This window comes from Streptomyces coelicoflavus, assembly GCF_045041415.1.
GTDB classification, from domain to species: Bacteria; Actinomycetota; Actinomycetes; order Streptomycetales; family Streptomycetaceae; genus Streptomyces; species Streptomyces coelicoflavus.
The window spans coordinates 7,499,747-7,518,063 of sequence record NZ_CP108218.1; the positions used below are offsets into that span (position 1 = coordinate 7,499,747).

Consider the following 18,317-nt stretch of genomic DNA (forward strand, 5'->3'; position numbering starts at 1 on the left):
CAACGGGCATATCGGGCATTCGGAACGGGCTGCCGCTCAGTCGGACCCGTCGCCGGGGGACTCGGAGCCGCACGAGCCGCCGCCGGCCGGCAGGGAGCCGTACAGCAGGAAGTCGTCGACCTTGCGGTGCACGCACTCGGAGGACGCGTAGCCGGTGTGCCCCTCGCCGCGGTTGTCGAGGACGACGGCGGAGGGGCCGAGCCGGTCGGCCGTCTCCGTCGTCCAGCGGTACGGCGTGGCCGGGTCGCCGCGGGTGCCGACCAGGAGCATCTTCGCGGTGTCGAGGTTCTTCACGTCGTCCCGGATGTAGTCCGTCCCCTTGGGACGGCCGTAGCACATGAGCACCTGGGTGAGCCGGTACCGGCCGAAGACCGGCGAGGCCTCCTCGTACCGTGCCCGCAGCGGCCCGAGGGACGCGGTGACCTGGGCGGCGGTGGGACGGTCGGGGTCGTCGGCGCAGTTGATGGCCATCAGGGCGGCCGGAAGGTTGTCCATGGGGACGTCCTCCTCGTCCGTGAGCCCGGCCCCGCCCGTGTCCTCACGGACCGGGAAGGTGACGCCGCCGGACGAGAAGCCCTCCAGGCCGCGGGTGTCCCCGTCCTCCAGCAACTGCGCGAGCGCCCGCTCGAGCGAGGGCCACAGGTCCCGGCTGTACAGCGCCTGCCCGATCGCGCCGACCATGTCCTGCCCGGTGAAGGGCTCGCCGAAGGCCGACGGCACCGGGTCGGAGTCGAGGGAGGCGACGAGTCGCACGACCTGCTCCCTGGCGCTTCGCGCGTCCTGGCCGAACGGGCAGGCGACGTCCTCGACGCACCAGTCGAGGAAGTTCTCCAGCGCCGTCTGCTGCCCCCGCGCGCCCGCCAGCCCCTGCTCGGTCAGCGACTCCGTCAGCGTGTCCACACCGTCGAGCACCATCCGGCCGACCTTGTCGGGGAACTGGGCCGCGTACACCGCCCCCAGCCGGGTTCCGTAGGAGAAGCCCAGGTAGTTGAGCCGGTCGTCGCCGAGGGCCCGGCGCATCACGTCCATGTCGCGCGCGGCGTCGACCGTGCCTATGTGGGGCAGTACGGGACCGGAGTACTTGGCGCACTCGGCCGCCGCGTCCCGCAGCCGCTTCAGCGCGTCCTTCGCGTCACCCGTCCCCTCGTCCCCGTCCGTGGCCTCCATGATCTTCAGGGTGGCCGGTCCGCAGGAGACCGGGGAGGAGCGGCCGACGCCGCGCGGGTCGAAGGTCACGACGTCGTAGCCGTTGGTGAGGTGCATGAACTCCTTGCCGCCGACGGCGAGTTCATTGATGCCGGAGCCGCCGGGGCCGCCGAAGTTCAGGAGGACGGAGCCCCGTGAGTCGCCGGTCGCCCGGTACCGGGCCAGGGCCACGTCGAGGGTCCTGCCCCTGGGGTGCGCGTAGTCGACGGGGACGGTGACCTTGCCGCATTGCAGGTCCTTCGGCATCTCCATGCCCTCGCACGCCGACCACGTGACCTTCTGGTCGTAGAACCGGGACAGGCCCGACCCCTCTTGCGAGGCGGCGGCGGTCGTGGTGGTCACCGTCGTCGCGGCATCCGCGGCGGGCAGTCCCGCACCCAGCAGTGCCAGGCCGAGCGCTCCGGTGACCGCGCGGCGCCGGACCGTGGGCCGAGTCTCCAGCTTGGCCTGCATCGATGCCTCCCGGGCGCCCCGTCGCGGACCGGTGGTCGGCGCCCTCGCTCACCATAAGGGGGCTTCGCACCCGGCGCCTCCGGGCGACGGCGCACCGTACGGGGCACGCACCGGACGGGGCACCACCTGTTCGATGAACCGCCCACTCGATGGGGTGAAAGACCGATAAGCCATAACTGGGATGGTGCGCCCGGGGTTTAACCGGTGCGGGCGAGTGCCCGCGACCATGTCTGGAAGGCAGGGAACCTCATGAGAAGGGTTACCCGAAACGGTGTGCTCGCCGTCGCCGCCTCCGGCGCGCTGGCCGTCACGATGCCGGCGTGCGCGGCGTTCGCGTCCGACGGTGCGGCCGCCGACGGATCCTCGGCCGGTTCACCCGGACTGATCTCCGGGAACACCGTCCAGCTCCCGGTGGACGTGCCGGTCAACGTGTGCGGCAACACGGTGAACGTGGCCGGGCTCCTGAACCCGGCCGCCGGCAACAGCTGCGCCAACGGTGCGGAGACGGACGCGTCGCACTCCGGGGCGCAGGCCGCGGACGGTGCGTCCGGCAGCACGTCGGAGGTCGCATCCGGGGATGCGCCGGGCGGCGCGGTCGCCGAGGGAAGCGGAAAGGATTCGCCGGGCGTGCTCTCCGGCAACGGGGTGCAGCTGCCGGTGCACCTCCCGGTGAACGTCAGCGGCAACAGCGTCAACGTGGCCGGCATCGGCAACCCGGCCGTCGGCAACGAGTCGGTCAACGACTCCGGCGACACCCCGGAAGCCGTACGGCCCCCGGCGGAGCCCGAGCCGTCCGCCCCCGACGAGGAGCGCGCCGGGCCCGCACCGTCCCCGCACGCCGCGCCGCCGCGGGAGCGGGTGGCCCTCGCCCACACCGGGGCGGACGGAACCCTGGTCGCCCTCGCCGGCGGTGCCGCACTCGTGCTGGGCGGAACCGCCCTCCACCGGCGCTTCCGGCCGGGCGCCCGGGGCTGAGCGCGTCGACCGGGGCCCGTCCTCACCCGACGGCGCCCCGGCTCAGGCGCGTCCCGCGTGGAAGCGCCGGTGCAGGGCGTGGATCTCCTCGGTGAGCTGTGGCACCGGCCCCTCCACGGTCACGTCGGGCGCCACCTCCCGCACGGGAAGCGGCCGCACCGGCGCCGGGGCGAGCCCCAACTCCGTCAGCCATGCCACCAGTTGCTCCGACGAGGCGACGTACACGATGCGCCCGAGGCCGACCCACGCGTGTGCGGCGGCGCACATCGGGCAGTGCTCGCCGGACGTGTACACCGTGGCCGCGGCGCGTTCCCCGGGGGTCAGCCGGGCGGCGGACCAGCGCGCGAGCTCGAACTCCGGGTGACGCGTCCGGTCGCCGCCGGCCACCCGGTTGCGGTCCTCGGCCAGCACCGTGCCGTCCCCGCCCACCAGCACCGACCCGAACGGCTCGTCGCCGGCTTCCAGTGCCTCGGCCGCCAGCTCCACACAACGGTGCAGATGGGGCAGTTCGGTGTCCTTCACGACCATGGCGTACGGCCCTCCTCGTGACGTGATCCTTCCCGCTCAGCCTATGTCTCCCGCACGGGAGCATCTTGCCTATTGCTGTTCGCGGGCGTTAGAGTCTCTAACGAAAGAGAGTGCATCTAGTCGGTCGAGTCAACGAGGAGCGCCATGTCCACCGCAACCCCGCAGCCGCACGCCCCGCACACCGTCCTGGGATCCGGTCCGGCCGGCACCGCGCTCGCTCGTGAGCTGGTGCGCCGGGGGCACCCCGTCCGGCTGGTGGACCGCGGGGCCGCGGGTCCGGAGATCGACGGCGTCGAGCGCGTCGCCGCCGACGTGAGCACGGCCGACGGCGCCCGAGCCGCCGTACGCGGCGCCGCCGTCGTCCACCACTGCGTCAACGTCGCCTACCACCTCCAGGTCGAGGTGATGCCGCGGGTCCAGGAGGCTGTCCTGGCCGCCGTCGAGGAGAGCGGAGCCCGGCTGGTCGTGCTCGACACGCTGTACCCGTACGGCGAGACCGGGGGAGCGGTGATGACCGAGGGCAGTCCCTGGAAGGCGACCAGCCGGAAGGGCCGGATGCGCGCCGAGCTGGACGAGCGGTACCTCGCCGCCCACCGGTCGGGCCGGGCCCGCGTGGTCCTCGGCCGCAGCGCCGACTTCGTCGGTCCCGGCGTCCTCAACTCGTCCCTGGGCGCGGCGGTCTTCCCCGGCGCCCTCACCGGAGGGGACGTCGTGGCCATGGGTGACATCGACCTGCCGCACAGCTACACCGGCATAGCGGACGTGGCGGCCGGCCTCGCCACCCTCGGTGAGCGTCCCGACGGCGACGGCCGCGTCTGGCACCTGCCGACCGCGCCCGCCGTCAGCACGCGCGAGATCCACGCGATGGTCGAGAAGCGGGTGGGCCGCCCGCTGAACGTCGTGGTGCTCGACCGGGCCCGCGCCTACGGTCCGTTCGACGAGCAGATGATGGCCGAGTACGAGGAGATGTTCTACCAGCACACGGAGCCGCAGATCGTGGACTCCAGCGCCTTCGAGCGGTTCTTCGGGGTCGCCCCGGCGTCGCTCGCGGACACCGTGGACGCGACCGTCACCTGGTACGAGGCGTGGCTCCGCAACGGGTGACGGTCGTGCCCCTTCTCACCGGCCCGGGCGAGACCTGGACCGGTCCAGTGCTGCCACGCCGACCGCGGCCAGGCCGATCTGGATGAGCCACTCGACCCAGTCGACGCCGTCGGTGTCGGCCACGCCGAACGCCGACGCGATCCACGATCCGACGAACGCGGCGACGATGCCGACGAGAATCGTCCACAGGACGCCGATGCGCTGCCGGCCCGGAATGACGAGCCGGCCCAGCACGCCGATGACCACACCGATGACGATGGCGCTGATGATGCCGTCGATCTCCATCTCCACCCCTTCGTGTCAAGACCCCCGCAGTGACCCCCGCAGTGATGCGTCTGCCCACCACGGGCGGGTGCAGTCCGCCGGTGCCGCCCCGTCGGCGACCGCGGGCGGAGGGGCTGGGGGTGGCGCGTGCGCGGGAGCACGGGCGACGGGCCGGGCCCGCGGGTGCGGGCCCGGCCCGTGCCGTCTCCTTCCGGTGCGTCTAGTGCCTGCGTGGGGCGCTCCGCGCCGCCGTACCGGCGCAGACCATGCCCAGAATCAAGGCCAGGGCGCCGATGACGACGTTGTTCCAGATGACGCCGGCGTCCGGGCTCGAGCCGACGATCCACGGCGAGATGATCATCCAGACGCCGATCGCGCACATGGCCCAGCTGAGGCCGTACATGCGCTCCGGGGCGCGGGTGAATCCGAGGGCCAGCAGACCGATGGCGATGCCCACGATCAGGTTGTGGGCCACGAGTGAGGGCTGGCTGGTGGTGAAGTGGAGTATCCACGGGGACACGGCACAGTAGAGGCCGAGCAGGAACACCGGCCCGTCCACGAACGCCACGTCGCGACCACCGAGCATGCGCGCGTAGCGCGCCTGCATTTCCGGGGCGTCCGGGTGGCTGGTGATGTCACCTCGAGGGTGCGAGACGTTGGCCATGAGTCGTCTCCTTTGGCTTGGGCCGAGGTGCGGTGTGCGGTAGCGCCGCATACGTCCATTCTGCTCTTATTCCGCCCTTATGTGTAGAGATGAGGAGCCCGGGATCGCTTGATCGCGCGATCGTCGCGCGAGTGCCGCCGGTCCGGTTCTCCTCGACCGTCCTCGAGCGGAGCTGCCGCGATCGTCGGCATGACAACGCGACCGGATCCCACCCGGCGACGCCACGTCGACCTCGCGCGCGTGTCCAGCGCCTCCTGTCGCACCGCGGGCTGATCCCGGCGACCCGCCGCTGACCCGGCGATGCCAACCCGGCGCGGGAGTCGTCGAGTTGACTGGTCTACACCCTTGACTGGTACATACCAACGCGGTTGAGTGTGCCTCCACACCCCCCTCCACGGCCGCCCCCACGCCGTGGCCGGTTCCCGCCGGCACGTGCGCACAAGGTTCCGCTCCGCTGTGACCCTGTACGGGAGCGGCCGTGCTCCGCAGAAGGAGACAAGCCTGTGTCGAGGCGCCGCATATCAGCCGTGATCACCGCACTCGCCCTCGCGGGCGCCGTGCCGTTGCTCGCGCCCGCCGACGAAGCGTCGGCCGCCGCGTGTTCGAGCTACCCCGCCTGGTCGGCCGACGCGAACTACAACACCGGCGACATCGTCCGCTACACCGACGGCAAGGCCTACATCGCCGAGCACGCCAACCCGGGATACGACCCGCTCATCAGCACCTGGTACTGGGACCCGTACGCCTGTGACGGCGGTTCGCAGACGCCGGTCGGCGACTTCGTCGTCAGCGAGGCCCAGTTCAACCAGATGTTCCCGGGCCGGAACTCCTTCTACACCTACAGCGGTCTCACCGCCGCGCTCAGCGCCTACCCCGGCTTCGCCAACACCGGCAGCGACACCACCAAGAAGCAGGAGGCCGCGGCCTTCCTCGCCAACGTCAGCCACGAGACCGGCGGCCTCGTGCACATCGTCGAGCAGAACACCGCCAACTACCCCCACTACTGCGACTGGAACCAGCCCTACGGCTGCCCGGCCGGCCAGGCCGCCTACTACGGGCGCGGCCCGATCCAGCTCAGCTGGAACTTCAACTACAAGGCCGCCGGCGACGCGCTCGGCATCGACCTGCTCGGCAACCCCTGGCTGGTGCAGAACGACGCGGCCGTCGCCTGGAAGACCGGCCTGTGGTACTGGAACACCCAGTCCGGACCCGGCACCATGACCCCGCACAACGCGATGGTCAACGGCGCCGGCTTCGGCCAGACCATCCGCTCCATCAACGGCTCGCTGGAGTGCGACGGCAAGAACCCCGCACAGGTTCAGAGCCGGGTCACCAAGTACCAGCAGTTCGCCCAGATCCTCGGCGTCTCCCCGGGCGGAAACCTGTACTGCTGAGCCTCACGGGGTGTGCGAAACTCCGCCGATGACCTCGGAAACGATCACCGCGGAGTCCTCGGGCACCTGGCACCTCGGCGACCTGCCCGTCCGCCGCGTCGGCTTCGGCGCGATGCGGCTGACGGGCAGCGCCGCCTTCCACCTCGGCACCCCGAGCGACCGCGAGCGCTCCCTCGCCGTACTGCGCCGGGCCGTCGAACTCGGCGTCGACCACATCGACACCGCCGCGTTCTACTTCTCCTCCCTGCGCTCCGCCAACGAACTGATCAACCGTGCGCTCGCTCCCTACGCCGACGACCTGGTGATCGCCACCAAGGTCGGCCCGTACCGCGACTGGGCGGGGGAGTGGGGCACCTCCGCCCGCCCCGAGGACCTGCGCGCCCACGTCGAGGAGAACCTGCGCCAGCTCGGCCGCGACCATCTCGACGTCGTCTACCTGCGCCGCATGCGGCAGGACTCGGTCGCCGACCACTTCGGCGCCCTGGCCGAACTGCGCGAGGCGGGACTGATCCGCCACCTCGGCCTCTCCGACGTGGAGCCCCGGCACCTCGCCGAGGCGCAGGCCATCGCCCCGGTGGTGAGCGTCCAGAACCGGTACGGACTCGGCTTCCACGACCCCGCCACCGACGCGCTCCTGGCCCAGTGCCGCGCCCAGGGCATCGCCTTCGTGCCGTTCTACGCCATCGCCGGCGAGGCCGGACCGCGCGGCGCCGGCACCGCCCACGAGGAGGAGGTGCGCGCGGTGGCACGGGCGCACGGGGCGAGCCCCGCCCAGGTCAGGATCGCCTGGACCCTGCACCAGGGCCCGCACGTCCTGGCCATCCCCGGCACCGGCGACCCCGTGCACCTCGCCGAGAACGTCGCCGCGGGCGCCCTCCGCCTCACCGGCGAGGAACTGGCCCGGCTCGACGGCGCCCGCACCGCCTGACCCGCGCCGCACGGCGCCGGTCCCCCGGGGCGGGGGACTTGGCGTCCGGTGAGTTTTACGTATAACCTCTCCCGTCAATCGCCCGTCCCGGAAGGTGCCGATGACACGCATCGCCCTGGTCGCCCTCGTCGTCGACGACTACGACGAGGCGATCCGCTTCTACACCGAGGCCCTCGGCTTCCGCCTCGCCGAGGACACGCCCCGGCCCGACGGCTCCCGCTGGGTCGTCGTGGAGCCCGGCGGACCGGCGCGGGGCACGGCCCTGCTGCTGGCCCGCGCCAAGGGCGACGCCCAGCGCGCCAGGGTCGGTGACCAGACCGGCGGGCGGGTCGGCTTCTTCCTCCACACCGACGACTTCGCCCGCGACCACGCCCGTATGAAGGCGGCCGGCGTGACCTTCCTGGAGGAGCCCCGCCACGAGTCCTACGGCTCGGTCGCCGTCTTCCGGGACCTGTACGGCAACCGCTGGGACCTGCTCCAGCCCGCCGCCCCCTGACCGTCCCCCGTACATCACGCACCCGTCCCCGCACTCGCTCCCAGAACCACCGAGGAACCACCGCACATGTCATCTACGCGCATAGACACCGAGACCCTCACCCGCCTCCCCAAGGCGGTCCTCCACGACCACCTCGACGGCGGCCTGCGCCCGGCGACCGTCGTCGAGCTGGCGGCGGCCGTCGGCCACACGCTGCCCACCACCGACCCCGACGAGCTGGCCGCCTGGTACTACGAGGCCGCCAACTCCGGGGACCTGGTGCGCTACATCGCCACCTTCGAGCACACCCTCGCCGTGATGCAGACCCGAGAGGGGCTGCTGCGCACCGCCGAGGAGTACGTCCTCGACCTCGCCGCCGACGGCGTCGTCTACGGCGAGGTCCGCTACGCCCCCGAACTGAACACCAGGGGCGGGCTCTCGATGGGGGAGGTCGTGGAGACCGTCCAGGAAGGCCTTGCCGCCGGCATGGCCAGGGCGGCCGCCGCCGGGACGCCCGTCCGGGTCGGCACCCTGCTCTGCGGCATGCGGATGTTCGACCGGGTACGCGAGGCCGCCGACCTCGCCGTCGCCTTCCGGGACGCGGGCGTCGTCGGCTTCGACATCGCCGGCGCCGAGGACGGCTTCCCGCCCGCCGACCACCTCGCCGCCTTCGAGCACCTGCGCCGCGAGAACGTGCCCTTCACCATCCACGCCGGCGAGGCGCACGGGCTGCCCAGCATCCACCAGGCCCTCCAGGTGTGCGGCGCCCAGCGCATCGGCCACGGCGTGCGCATCACCGACGACATCCCCGACCTCGCCGCCGGCAAGCTCGGCCGGCTCGCCGCCTGGGTGCGCGACCGCCGGATCGCCCTGGAGATGTGCCCGACCTCCAACCTCCAGACCGGCGCCGCGACCTCGATCGCCGAGCACCCGATCACCGCGCTGAAGGACCTCGGCTTCCGCGTCACCCTCAACACCGACAACCGCCTGGTCTCGGGCACGACGATGACCCGCGAGATGTCCCTGCTGGTCGAGCAGGCGGGCTGGGGCGTCGAGGACCTGCGCACGGTGACCGTGAACGCCCTCAAGAGCGCCTTCCTCCCCTTCGACGAGCGCAACGCCCTCATCCGGGACGTGGTCCTGCCGGGCTACGCGTCCGCGCTCTGAACGAGCCCGCGCGCATAGGCGGCCTGTCCGACGTGCTGGAGATCGTCGGACAGGACGCTGACCAGCCGCACCGCGAGCGTGACCGGCGGGTCCCAGTTGTCGTCGACGACCCGCTCCAGGTCCTTCGCGGTCAGGGAGCGCAGGGCGGTCAGCGTCTGCTCGTGCACGGCGTCGTAATAGCCGGTCAGCAGGTCGCCGGAGTCGACCCGCACCTTCGCGACCTCGGCGGAGCCGTGCCCGTACCCGGTGTCGCGGCGGGGCAGGCCCAGGCCGAAGCGTTTCTCCCACTCCCCGGTGAGCCACACCTGGTCGAGCCCGAAGGCACCGGCCATGTGGTCGTCCTGGACGCGGGTGAGATGCCAGACCAGCCAGGCGACGGAGTTGGCGTCGGCGGCGGGGCGGGCGTTCAGGCCGTCGGGGTCCAGGCCCTCGACGGCGGCGTGGACTTCTTCCTGGATACGGCCGTAGCCCTCGATGAGGATGTCCTTCGCATGCATACGTCCACCATCGCGCAGTCGGACCGCGCGCGCTCCCCGTTCACCCCCTCCTTCACACGCTCCCCGTGTCCAGCAGCCCCATCAGCGCCCGCGCCGCAGGGCTGGTGGCCGCCGCGGACGGCAGCAGCGCGATCGTCTCGTACTCCGTCCCGTCCGCGTCCTTGAGCGGCAGCGAGGTCAGGGCGGCCCGCTTGTGCCGGAAATGGCGCGGCACGACCGCGATGCCGAGGTTCTCGTCGATCAGGTCGAGCAGCCCGTGCACGTCGTTCACCTCCAGCGGCACGGTCCGCCGTACCCCGGCTGCCGCGAAGACGGCGTCGGTGACGCGGCGCGGGCCCCAGTCCGGGTGGAAGTCGACGAAGACCTCGTCGGCGAGGTCGTGCGGGGTGAGGACCGCACCGTCCGCCACGAGCCGGTGGTCGGGGTGGCACAGCACCGTCATCGGCTCGCCGCCCAGCGAGACCGAGCGCAGCTGGTCCGTGTCCGCCTGCGTGCGGTAGGCGAAGGCCAGGTCGAGCCGGCCCGCCGCGACCTCCTCCGCCAGCTCCCCGGAACCCGCCTGCCGCAGCCGGATCTCCACGTCCGGGTGGCGCCGCCGGAACGCCGCCAGCAGCCCGGCCACCGGCACCCCGGCGATGCACTGCTCGGCGCCCAGCGACAGCGTCCCGCGCAGCACCCCCTGCACCGCGGCGACCGCCTCGTGCGCCGACCGCACCTGGGCGAGGATCCGCCGTGCCTCCTCCAGCAGCGCCCGCCCCGCCTCCGTCAGCGTGACCCGGCGCGTGGTGCGCACGAACAGCGGTGCCCGCAGCTCCCGCTCCAGCGCCCGGATCGACGCCGAAAGACCGGACTGGGACACCAGCAGCCGTTCCGCCGCCCGGGTGAAGTGCTGGTCCTCGGCGACCGCCACGAAGTGCTGGAGATGACGCAGTTCCATGACTCAGAAGCGTAACCGCGCAATCCCATCGGATTCTTCTGTTGGACCACTGCACGCAGGTCACGGGAGAGTGGAGGACGGTTCCACCCAAGCCCCGAACCTCGGCGGCCAACCCCTCTGGAGTCGCGTTGTACACCGCACACCCCGACCGCTACGCGGAGATGCCCTACCGGCGCACCGGACGCAGCGGCCTGAAGCTCCCCGCGCTCTCGCTCGGCCTGTGGCACAACTTCGGCCCGGACCGCCCCGTCGAGACGCAGCGCGCCATCCTGCGCCGCGCCTTCGACCTCGGCGTCACCCACTTCGACCTCGCCAACAACTACGGCCCGCCCCCCGGCTCGGCCGAGTCCGCGCTCGGCGAGGCCCTCAAGGCCGACTTCGCGCCGTACCGCGACGAGCTGGTGATCTCCACCAAGGCCGGCTACCTGATGTGGCCCGGGCCGTACGGCGAGTGGGGCTCGCGCAAGTACCTGCTGTCGTCCCTGGACCAGAGCCTGTCCCGGATGGGCCTGGAGTACGTCGACATCTTCTACTCGCACCGCCCCGACCCGGACACTCCGCTGGAGGAGACGATGGGCGCGCTGCACACCGCGGTGCAGCAGGGCAAGGCGCTCTACGTCGGCGTCTCCAACTACTCGCCGGAGCAGACCCGCGAGGCCGCCCGCATCCTCGCCGACCTGGGCACCCCGCTGCTGATCCACCAGCCGCGCTACTCCATGCTCGACCGCCGCCCCGAGACCAGCGGCCTGCTGGACGCCCTCGACGAGCTGAAGACCGGCTCCATCGCCTACTCCCCGCTCGAGCAGGGCCTGCTGACCGGCCGCTACCTGAACGGCATCCCGGAGGACTCCCGGGCCGCGAGCGACAGCCCCTTCCTCAACTCCGACGCCGTCACCGAGGAACTGGTCGGCAAGCTGCGCACCCTGAACGACATCGCCGGGTCCCGCGGCCAGTCACTGGCCCAGATGGCGCTGGCCTGGGTGCTGCGGCAGGGCAGGGTGACCTCGGCCCTGGTCGGCGCGAGCAGCCCGCGGCAGCTGGAGGACAGCGTCGCGGCCATCGGAAACCTCGACTTCGACACCGACGAACTGGCGCGCATCGACAAGGTCGTCAAGGGCTAGTCCGCACCCCTGCAGTCCGCCCCCGGGCGGGACGCGCACACGCCGATGCCGGAGGCACCCCCGCCTCCGGCATCGACGTGTCCGTACGCGTCCCGCCGTGCTCAGGCCGCCGCGGGCACCCGGTCCAGGAAGCCGAACACCGACCGGATGCGGTCCTCGCCGTCCAGGGCGATCACGTCGAACCCGGCCACCGGTGCCGAACCGTCGGCCTCGCTCACCAGCTCCCAGGAGAAGCGCGCCGTGTCGTGGTGCCCGTCGACGGCACCCGACAGCCGGAAGGAGAAACCGGGGAACTGCTCCCGCGCCGCCGCCACCACGGCGGCGATCTGCTCGTGGCCGCGCACGTCGGCCAGGGGGTCGGTGTAGCCGCCGTCCTCCGTCCAGGCCGCGGCGACCGCCTTGGCCACCGCGTCCGGGGCCGCGTTCCAGGCCTCGAAGTAGCGGGCGACGGCGTCCTCGTAACGACGGGTGGGTGCGGACATGGCGATCAGCCTCCAATGAGGTGGGTGCGCTGGTCAGGAGCCGGATCCCGGTCTCGGTGACCCGGTACGACCACACTGCCCGCCCCGGCGGACGCCGTCGATTACTCCCGGGGTCATGGCACCCGGCACGCCGTTTCGGCCAACCCGCGCCCCGAATATGCCAGGAGACTGGCCGGAAATTCGTGGTGACAGTGGTTCAGTCGTGAACATACTCACCACTAGGGCCTCTCACACCATGCGACAGAGCCCTCACGCACAGCACACGAGCCGCACGGACGTCATGCCTGACCGGCAGGGCGCCTGGGTGACGGGGGAGGGTAGCAGTGCACGACGAGTTCCTGTGCCACGTCACGGCCTACGGTGTCTGCGACGGCCGGCGCATCGGCGTCCCGCTGGGCACCTACCGGGCCCCCACCCTCGCACTGGCCCTGTGGTGGCTGCGGGACCGGGCGACCTGGATCGCCGAGCGGCTGGATCCGCAGCCCGACACCCCCCACTTACCGCGCGGCGCCCTGACTCCCGTCGCCGACGACGCGCCCGACGTGCCGCGCATGCTGCGCACCTGGTGCGCCGACGACGTACAACAGGAGCTGGTCGCCGACGAGTTGGCCGCAGGACATCTGGTGCTCGTCGCGACCAGTGACGAGACCACGGAGTACGAGCTGATGGCCGAGTCCGTGGACGCGCTCCGCATGCAGCGGGCCGCCCCGCCCCTGGTCGTCCCCGTCGCCTGAGCCCCCGTGCCGCCGCACCGGCAGGATCAGGAACCCGCCCGGCCGGACCGGGACCGCTCACCCACCCACCGCGCGAGCAGCGCGCCCAGGAACCCGGCGACCAGCCCCCACAGCAGCGCCAGACCGACCGCACCCCACAGGCGCGGGCGCAGGAACAACCGCCCGGACAGCCCGCCGCCCAGGTCACCGATGCCGAGGACCGACAGTCCGTAGTGGGCGGAGATCCGGCCGACGAGGCCGACCGCGAGGACCGTGAGCGCCAGCGCCACCGCCATGCGCACCGCGTGCAGCCAGGCCGGCGCCCGGGCGGGGGAGCGGGACACCATGAGGAACCCGGCGGCCGTGACCAGGACCGCCGCGGCGACCAGCAGCCACCACATCCGCCCGTCGTGCTCGGCGAGCGTGCCCACGTTCACGGTCGAGACGTCCGGCGTGCGCAGCACCTCGTCGAGCACCTGGGGCATCGGAAGACCGAACGGCCCCTCCACCCGTCCGTTCCAGGTCGCCCCCAGGCCGATGGTGAGCGCCGGCCAGGCCAGGTTCGGCAGCCCGAGCAGGAGTACGGCGAAGGTGTCCGCGGGACGACCACGCGTCCCGGCGGTGACCAGGGCGACGACGACGCCGACGACCACGTACGCGAGCAGCAGCGCGACCATCGCCTGCGCGGGCGGCCGCACCGACGTCCGCAACCGGGGCAGGCCCCCGGGCAGCGGTGCCCGCCGCGAGGCCAGCAGGGCGACGATGAGCACACCCGCCAGCCACAGCAGTCCGAACAGGACGGTCAGCGGCACGTCGGCGGTGAAGCCGACCGTCGGGGTGACGCCGAACAGATCGCCGAGGTCGCTCAGCAGGCCCTCGCCGAGGGAGACCTCGAAGGTCTGGCGTGCGGCGAACGCCGTCCCGACGAGGGCGAGCAGCCACAGGACGCCGATCCGCCCGGCCCAGCCGGCCAGCTCCGGGACGCCGATGACGGACCGGTGGCGCAGCGGCCGCAGAAACCCCCAGGCGATCACCAGGGCACCGGTCAGGGTGACGGACAGCGGCATCACGGTCAGCCCGGCGTCGGTGGCCGCCAGCTCGCCCGCGTCGCCGGACATCTCCAGCGCGCCGCCCACGGCGGTGACGACGGTCGCCACGACGACCCGGGGGAAGGCGTTGTCGGGCAGGTCCGCGGCACCGGCCGCCCACAGCCCGAGCGCGGCCACGACTCCCATGGCCACCAGCCCGGCCAGCACCGTACCGAGGGCCTGCGCCCAGCCGTGACGGGCGACCGCGCGGCCGGAGGATCCGGGAGGCACGGGAGGCACGGGAGGCACGGGAGGCTCGGGCGGTACCGGCGGGGTGCGCGCGTTCACGCTGTCACGCTAAGCAGCCCCCGCGGGCGGCGCCCGCCGACAGGGCCGTTCGCACCGGACGGCGGAGCGCGGCGAGTGCCGGGACCCGGCCGGTGTTCAGGCCGCCCGCACGACGACGGCGTACCCGCCGAGGCCCAGCAGACGGCCGGCCGGCAGTTCGCCGCGGGTGGTGAACAGGGCGAGGAGACGGGCGGTCCGCGTGTCGAAGGCGACGTCCAGCACCGTGCCGTGCTCGGTGCCCGTCTCGACGAGGACCCGGCGCCCCAGCAGGTCGTGGTGGGTCGGCAGGTCGTGGTGGGACGGCAGCGTCTCGAGGACGGCGGCGGACCGGAGGCGGACGGCGCCCGGTCCGACCGTGTCCACCGCGTCCCACGGCAGTGCCTTCTCACGGCCGAACCGCCCGTCGCGGAAGCGGACATGACTGACCGACCCGGACCCGACGGCGACGGTCAGGGACGACACGGTGCCGAGCGGGCCGCCGCCGGCCGGTTCCGGTGCGAGCAGCGGCAGCCCCCGCACCTCGGTGAACAGCATCACGGCAGCGAACCCCTCCACCGGCCGGGCACCCCGCCGACCAGGGCGGTGAAGCCGGGCAGATCGTCCGCGACGTGCCGGACGGCGTCCTCGGGGAGGACCAGGGCCCGCCCGGCGACCGTGAGCGCCTCGCCGCGCGGCACGTACACCCGGCGCCGGTGCCGGGCCGGGCCCGGCACGAACCGCCGGCTCGCCGCCACCCGGAAGCCGACGATCCGCCCCCCGGTACCGCCCTCCACCACCACGTCGAGCACGGTGCCGATGTCCGCCCCTGCCCCGGTCACCACCCTGGCCCCCAGCAACCGGGACCGCAGGTTCTGCTGGTGCGCCGTCATCGCCGCCGCGTTCACCAGGCCGCGCCGGTCCCGGATCATCACCGCGTCGTGGCCCAGCGCGTACACCGCCTGCCACGGCAGGGCCTCCTTCAGCGGGCCGGACAGCAGGCCCCGTCCGGTCAGGGTGAAACCGGTGATCCGGCCCGCGGCGGCGTCGCATACGGTGTCCTTGACATGGGCGACGGCATCGCCGCCGAGGGTGACCACCGGCCGGGTGGTCAGGCTTCGCGCGGCCATCAGTTCGTCCATCGCACACCCTTCCCCCGCCCGATCGCACACCCTTCTCGCACCCACGGGTTCCCCGCACCACTGTGACGATGCCCGCACTGTGAAGAGACGGGGACTGCGATGCGCGGCTCGGGGTACGAGGACAGGTGCAGTAGCGTCCGGCCAGTCCGGCTTCCGAGAGAGAAACGCATGACCGAGTACCTGGACGGGGCAGTGATACCGACTGGTTTCGACGTACCCGTTGAACCGCTGAGGCGGGCGGCACACTACTCCGGTGAGCCGGGATGCATAGCGCAGGCGCGTTCCTTCGCCTCGCTCTTCCTCGACCAGCTGAGGACCGAGTGGTGCGCCACCATCGGTCCCCGCGCGGACGGCGCGGTGCTCCTGGTGGTGAGCGAGCTGGTCACCAACGCGGACCGGCACAGCAGGGGGCCGTACATCCTGGAGCTGGAGGGCACGGGCAGCTCGGTGGCGGTGACCGTCTACGACAGCAGCGGCGCCGTGCCCGAACGCTTCGCCCGGGACCCCGAGCGCGTCGGCGGGCACGGCCTGGAGATCGTGCACGCCCTGGTGGAGACCGTCGTCATCGAACCCGTCCCGGTCGGCAAGCGGGTACGCGCCGTGGTGCCCCTCACCGGAGGGTGAAGGGCACCGTCGTCACCGCGGGGCCGGGCAGCGGCCGGGGCTCAGGCGCAGCCGAGTTCGCCCAGCATGCCCTCGCGCAGCCGGCCGATGATCCGCTTGATCAGCCGGGACACGTGCATCTGCGAGCAGCCGAGCCGCTCGCCGATCTCCGCCTGCGTGGCCTCCTCGACGAACCGCAGGTGGATGATCTGCCGGTCGCGCTCGCTCAGCTCGGCCATCAGCGGGGCCAGCGAGTGGAAGTCCTCCACGAGCCGCAGCCCGTCCTCCTCCACACCGATGAAGTCGGCCAGCACCGACTCGCCGTTCTCGGGCCCGTCACCGGTCAGCGCGGCGTCCAGCGAGGACGAGTTGTAGCCGTTGGACGCGATCTGGCCCTCGATCACCTCGTTCTCGCCGATGTTCATCAGAGTGGCGAGTTCGGCGACGGTGGGCTCGCGGTCCAGGCGGGAGGAGAGTTCCTCGCGGGCCCTGGCCAGCTCCACGCGCAGTTCCTGGAGCCGCCGCGGCACGTGCACGGCCCAGGTGGTGTCCCGGAAGAAGCGCTTGATCTCGCCGACGATGTAGGGCAGCGCGAAGGACGTGAACTCGACCTCGCGGGACAGCTCGAAGCGGTCGATCGCCTTGATGAGGCCGATCATGCCGGTCTGGACGATGTCCTCCATGTCGTCCCCGCGACCGCGGAAGCGGCCCGCGGCGAACCGCACGAGCGACATGTTCATCTCGATCAGCGTGTTGCGCGCGTACTGGTACTCGTGCGTGCCCTCTTCGAGTTCCGTCAGGCGCTGGAAGAACTGGCGGGACAGCTGCCGTGCGTCACGCGGGGCCACGGTGCGGGGGTCCACGTGAGCCAGCGGTGATCCCTCACCCGTCCCGCTCCCGGCGGTCTTCTCGACAACCTGCGCTTCCGGCCGGACCACGGCGGTCTCCATTACCTCTCCCACGAAAGTCACGGTTCGACGTCTCCCTAGGCTTTTCCCGCTTGCGGGTACCCGGGTCGCGGCGGCACATGCCCCCGTTTTCACGGGTGGCCGGATCCGTGTGCCGCGGCGTCTTCGCGGGGTGCTGCGTACCTTTTCAGAGTAGTCCCGCGGGAGGTGCGCGGCACCCCGGAGCCCGCCGGGATTTCCCTGAGGGCGGAACGCCGCACCCTTCCGTGATCCGGCCGGAACCCTAGGCTGAGGAGGTGACCAGCCACGTGCCGAACGAAGCCCGCGTCATTCCGTTGCGCCCGCAGTCCGCGCGCCCGCAGTCCGGGCCCCCGGGGGCCCGCCCCGCCGCCTCGCCGGTTTCCCCGGAGCGAAGGCCGCCCACCGTGCGCGAGCCCCTGTGGCGCGATCTGGTCGGGGACGTCCTGCGGCGTGAACGCCTCGACCAGGAGCGCACGCTGAAGGAGGTCGCGGAGGCCGCACGGATCTCCATGCCGTACCTGTCGGAAGTGGAGCGCGGCCGGAAGGAGGCGTCCTCGGAGGTGCTGGCGGCCGCCGCCGGCGCCCTCGGACTGGGACTCGGCGACCTGCTGGCCCGGGCGCAGGGCGAGCTGGTCCGCCTGACCTCCCGGCACACCGGCGCGCGAGCGGGCCGGGGCACGTCCGGCGCGCGGTTCGACGGGATGTGCCTGGCCGCCTGAGGATGCGCGGTCGCGCACGGGCCGGTGGCCCCGCCGGGAGCGGGGCACCGGCCCGGCGGCTCACACCCGCGCCAGGCGCCGGGCGAGCACCTCGTCGGCCAGCCCGTACGCCACCGCCTCCTCGGCGGTGAACACCTTGTCGCGGTCCATGTCCGCACGCAGCGTCGCGACGTCGTGGTGGGTGTGGCGGGCCAGCACCTCCTCCACCTGGGAGCGGATCCGCACCATCTCCTTGGCCTGGAGCGCCAGGTCGGAGACCGTGCCCTGGCGCCCGCCGCTGGCCGGCTGCCCCAGCAGCACCCGTGCGTGCTCCAGCGCGAACCGCCGCCCGGGGTCGCCGCCCGCCAGCAGCACGGCCGCCGTGGACGCCGCCTGCCCGACGCAGAACGTCGAGATCGGCGCCTGGACGAAGGTCATCGTGTCGTAGATGGCCATCAGCGACGTGAACGAGCCGCCCGGAGAGTTGATGTAGATCGCGATCTCGCTCTCCGGGGCCGACGACTCCAGATGCAGGAGCTGCGCGATCACGACGTTGGCCACGCCGTCGTCGATCTCGGTCCCCAGGAAGATGATCCGCTCCGACAGGAGCCGGCTGAACACGTCGTAGGACCGCTCGCCCTGCGGGGTCCGCTCGACGACGTTCGGAATCGTGTAGCTCCCCATG

22 protein-coding genes are annotated in these 18,317 nt (G+C 72.5%); 10 read left to right on the plus strand and 12 right to left on the minus strand.

Annotated features, from left to right (window positions below; translation table 11 throughout):
• Nucleotides 1-36 precede the first annotated feature (36 nt).
• Nucleotides 37-1,659, minus strand: coding sequence for an alpha/beta hydrolase (locus OHA99_RS33770; RefSeq protein ID WP_153181228.1), 1,623 nt, complete (start codon nucleotides 1,657-1,659; stop codon nucleotides 37-39).
• Between the two features lie 249 nt (nucleotides 1,660-1,908).
• On the opposite strand from OHA99_RS33770, the gene OHA99_RS33775 reads away from it, so the two are divergent.
• Nucleotides 1,909-2,634 carry a chaplin gene (locus OHA99_RS33775; RefSeq protein WP_405698631.1) on the plus strand — a complete coding sequence of 242 codons (726 nt, stop codon included), beginning with the start codon at nucleotides 1,909-1,911 and terminating at the stop codon, nucleotides 2,632-2,634.
• 42 nt (nucleotides 2,635-2,676) lie between these two features.
• Here the strand turns inward: OHA99_RS33775 and OHA99_RS33780 are convergent, their stop codons facing one another.
• On the minus strand, nucleotides 2,677-3,162 hold the full coding sequence (locus OHA99_RS33780; protein ID WP_405698633.1) for a nucleoside deaminase: 486 nt from the start codon (nucleotides 3,160-3,162) through the stop codon (nucleotides 2,677-2,679).
• Nucleotides 3,163-3,306: 144 nt separating this feature from the next.
• On the opposite strand from OHA99_RS33780, the gene OHA99_RS33785 reads away from it, so the two are divergent.
• Nucleotides 3,307-4,266, plus strand: a complete 960-nt coding sequence (locus OHA99_RS33785) for an NAD-dependent epimerase/dehydratase family protein (protein ID WP_153181231.1) — start codon at nucleotides 3,307-3,309, stop codon at nucleotides 4,264-4,266.
• Nucleotides 4,267-4,281: 15 nt separating this feature from the next.
• On the opposite strand, the gene OHA99_RS33790 is transcribed toward OHA99_RS33785, so the two are convergent.
• On the minus strand, nucleotides 4,282-4,551 hold the full coding sequence (locus tag OHA99_RS33790) for a GlsB/YeaQ/YmgE family stress response membrane protein (protein WP_054100119.1): 270 nt from the start codon (nucleotides 4,549-4,551) through the stop codon (nucleotides 4,282-4,284).
• A gap of 199 nt (nucleotides 4,552-4,750) precedes the next feature.
• Nucleotides 4,751-5,194 (minus strand): SPW repeat protein, encoded by a 444-nt coding sequence (locus OHA99_RS33795; RefSeq protein WP_153181232.1) that lies wholly within the window; start codon nucleotides 5,192-5,194, stop codon nucleotides 4,751-4,753.
• Nucleotides 5,195-5,697: 503 nt separating this feature from the next.
• On the opposite strand from OHA99_RS33795, the gene OHA99_RS33800 reads away from it, so the two are divergent.
• The 4 genes from OHA99_RS33800 (at nucleotide 5,698) to OHA99_RS33815 (ending at nucleotide 9,158) form a co-directional block, all read left to right on the plus strand.
• Nucleotides 5,698-6,588: a glycoside hydrolase family 19 protein gene (locus OHA99_RS33800; RefSeq protein ID WP_153181234.1), complete on the plus strand. Its 891-nt coding sequence runs from the start codon at nucleotides 5,698-5,700 to the stop codon at nucleotides 6,586-6,588.
• Between the two features lie 28 nt (nucleotides 6,589-6,616).
• Nucleotides 6,617-7,516, plus strand: a complete 900-nt coding sequence (locus OHA99_RS33805) for an aldo/keto reductase (protein ID WP_194280204.1) — start codon at nucleotides 6,617-6,619, stop codon at nucleotides 7,514-7,516.
• A 100-nt stretch (nucleotides 7,517-7,616) separates the two neighbouring features.
• Nucleotides 7,617-8,012: a VOC family protein gene (locus OHA99_RS33810; protein ID WP_405698634.1), complete on the plus strand. Its 396-nt coding sequence runs from the start codon at nucleotides 7,617-7,619 to the stop codon at nucleotides 8,010-8,012.
• A gap of 66 nt (nucleotides 8,013-8,078) precedes the next feature.
• Nucleotides 8,079-9,158, plus strand: coding sequence for an adenosine deaminase (locus OHA99_RS33815; protein WP_405698636.1), 1,080 nt, complete (start codon nucleotides 8,079-8,081; stop codon nucleotides 9,156-9,158).
• Here OHA99_RS33815 and OHA99_RS33820 read toward each other — a convergent pair.
• Nucleotides 9,140-9,655 (minus strand): mycothiol transferase, encoded by a 516-nt coding sequence (locus OHA99_RS33820; RefSeq protein WP_153181238.1) that lies wholly within the window; start codon nucleotides 9,653-9,655, stop codon nucleotides 9,140-9,142. The genes OHA99_RS33815 and OHA99_RS33820 overlap by 19 nt on opposite strands.
• A 52-nt stretch (nucleotides 9,656-9,707) precedes the next feature.
• On the minus strand, nucleotides 9,708-10,592 hold the full coding sequence (locus OHA99_RS33825; protein ID WP_381543585.1) for a LysR family transcriptional regulator: 885 nt from the start codon (nucleotides 10,590-10,592) through the stop codon (nucleotides 9,708-9,710).
• A 128-nt stretch (nucleotides 10,593-10,720) separates the two neighbouring features.
• On the opposite strand from OHA99_RS33825, the gene mgrA reads away from it, so the two are divergent.
• Nucleotides 10,721-11,713: an L-glyceraldehyde 3-phosphate reductase gene (gene mgrA, locus OHA99_RS33830; RefSeq protein WP_153181239.1), complete on the plus strand. Its 993-nt coding sequence runs from the start codon at nucleotides 10,721-10,723 to the stop codon at nucleotides 11,711-11,713.
• 101 nt (nucleotides 11,714-11,814) lie between these two features.
• Here mgrA and OHA99_RS33835 read toward each other — a convergent pair whose 3' ends face one another.
• On the minus strand, nucleotides 11,815-12,195 hold the full coding sequence (locus OHA99_RS33835) for a nuclear transport factor 2 family protein (RefSeq protein ID WP_153181240.1): 381 nt from the start codon (nucleotides 12,193-12,195) through the stop codon (nucleotides 11,815-11,817).
• 323 nt (nucleotides 12,196-12,518) lie between these two features.
• On the opposite strand from OHA99_RS33835, the gene OHA99_RS33840 reads away from it, so the two are divergent.
• Nucleotides 12,519-12,929 (plus strand): hypothetical protein, encoded by a 411-nt coding sequence (locus tag OHA99_RS33840; RefSeq protein ID WP_153181241.1) that lies wholly within the window; start codon nucleotides 12,519-12,521, stop codon nucleotides 12,927-12,929.
• A 26-nt stretch (nucleotides 12,930-12,955) separates the two neighbouring features.
• Here OHA99_RS33840 and OHA99_RS33845 read toward each other — a convergent pair whose 3' ends face one another.
• From OHA99_RS33845 to OHA99_RS33855, 3 genes are all read right to left on the minus strand, one after another.
• Nucleotides 12,956-14,227, minus strand: coding sequence for a streptophobe family protein (locus OHA99_RS33845; protein WP_405698637.1), 1,272 nt, complete (start codon nucleotides 14,225-14,227; stop codon nucleotides 12,956-12,958).
• Between the two features lie 153 nt (nucleotides 14,228-14,380).
• Nucleotides 14,381-14,821, minus strand: coding sequence for a hypothetical protein (locus OHA99_RS33850; protein ID WP_405699040.1), 441 nt, complete (start codon nucleotides 14,819-14,821; stop codon nucleotides 14,381-14,383).
• Nucleotides 14,818-15,402 (minus strand): PRC-barrel domain-containing protein, encoded by a 585-nt coding sequence (locus OHA99_RS33855; RefSeq protein WP_153181242.1) that lies wholly within the window; start codon nucleotides 15,400-15,402, stop codon nucleotides 14,818-14,820. Before OHA99_RS33855 ends, OHA99_RS33850 begins: the two co-directional genes overlap by 4 nt.
• Before the next feature lie 168 nt (nucleotides 15,403-15,570).
• Here OHA99_RS33855 and OHA99_RS33860 point away from each other — a divergent pair, with 168 nt between their 5' ends.
• Nucleotides 15,571-16,026, plus strand: a complete 456-nt coding sequence (locus OHA99_RS33860) for an ATP-binding protein (protein WP_405698639.1) — start codon at nucleotides 15,571-15,573, stop codon at nucleotides 16,024-16,026.
• 41 nt (nucleotides 16,027-16,067) lie between these two features.
• Here OHA99_RS33860 and OHA99_RS33865 read toward each other — a convergent pair whose 3' ends face one another.
• Entirely contained in the window at nucleotides 16,068-16,955 is an 888-nt protein-coding gene (locus OHA99_RS33865) for an RNA polymerase sigma factor SigF (RefSeq protein WP_153182104.1), read from the minus strand.
• 254 nt (nucleotides 16,956-17,209) lie between these two features.
• On the opposite strand from OHA99_RS33865, the gene OHA99_RS33870 reads away from it, so the two are divergent.
• The gene (locus tag OHA99_RS33870) at nucleotides 17,210-17,653 is read left to right on the plus strand and encodes a helix-turn-helix domain-containing protein (RefSeq protein ID WP_164385877.1); all 444 of its coding nucleotides are present in this window, start codon (nucleotides 17,210-17,212) and stop codon (nucleotides 17,651-17,653) included.
• 60 nt (nucleotides 17,654-17,713) lie between these two features.
• On the opposite strand, the gene OHA99_RS33875 is transcribed toward OHA99_RS33870, so the two are convergent.
• Nucleotides 17,714-18,316, minus strand: coding sequence for a ClpP family protease (locus OHA99_RS33875; protein WP_054100107.1), 603 nt, complete (start codon nucleotides 18,314-18,316; stop codon nucleotides 17,714-17,716).
• Nucleotide 18,317 lies beyond the last annotated feature (1 nt).

Coding starts and splice junctions, on each gene's coding strand:
- OHA99_RS33770 (WP_153181228.1), bottom strand. CDS start 1,659: ATGCAGGCCAAGCTGGAGACTCGGCCCACGGTCCGGCGCCGCGCGGTC.
- OHA99_RS33775 (WP_405698631.1), top strand. CDS start 1,909: ATGAGAAGGGTTACCCGAAACGGTGTGCTCGCCGTCGCCGCCTCCGGC.
- OHA99_RS33780 (WP_405698633.1), bottom strand. CDS start 3,162: ATGGTCGTGAAGGACACCGAACTGCCCCATCTGCACCGTTGTGTGGAG.
- OHA99_RS33785 (WP_153181231.1), top strand. CDS start 3,307: ATGTCCACCGCAACCCCGCAGCCGCACGCCCCGCACACCGTCCTGGGA.
- OHA99_RS33790 (WP_054100119.1), bottom strand. CDS start 4,551: ATGGAGATCGACGGCATCATCAGCGCCATCGTCATCGGTGTGGTCATC.
- OHA99_RS33795 (WP_153181232.1), bottom strand. CDS start 5,194: ATGGCCAACGTCTCGCACCCTCGAGGTGACATCACCAGCCACCCGGAC.
- OHA99_RS33805 (WP_194280204.1), top strand. CDS start 6,617: ATGACCTCGGAAACGATCACCGCGGAGTCCTCGGGCACCTGGCACCTC.
- OHA99_RS33810 (WP_405698634.1), top strand. CDS start 7,617: ATGACACGCATCGCCCTGGTCGCCCTCGTCGTCGACGACTACGACGAG.
- OHA99_RS33815 (WP_405698636.1), top strand. CDS start 8,079: ATGTCATCTACGCGCATAGACACCGAGACCCTCACCCGCCTCCCCAAG.
- OHA99_RS33820 (WP_153181238.1), bottom strand. CDS start 9,655: ATGCATGCGAAGGACATCCTCATCGAGGGCTACGGCCGTATCCAGGAA.
- OHA99_RS33825 (WP_381543585.1), bottom strand. CDS start 10,592: ATGGAACTGCGTCATCTCCAGCACTTCGTGGCGGTCGCCGAGGACCAG.
- OHA99_RS33835 (WP_153181240.1), bottom strand. CDS start 12,195: ATGTCCGCACCCACCCGTCGTTACGAGGACGCCGTCGCCCGCTACTTC.
- OHA99_RS33855 (WP_153181242.1), bottom strand. CDS start 15,402: ATGGACGAACTGATGGCCGCGCGAAGCCTGACCACCCGGCCGGTGGTC.
- OHA99_RS33860 (WP_405698639.1), top strand. CDS start 15,571: ATGACCGAGTACCTGGACGGGGCAGTGATACCGACTGGTTTCGACGTA.
- OHA99_RS33865 (WP_153182104.1), bottom strand. CDS start 16,955: ATGGAGACCGCCGTGGTCCGGCCGGAAGCGCAGGTTGTCGAGAAGACC.
- OHA99_RS33875 (WP_054100107.1), bottom strand. CDS start 18,316: ATGGGGAGCTACACGATTCCGAACGTCGTCGAGCGGACCCCGCAGGGC.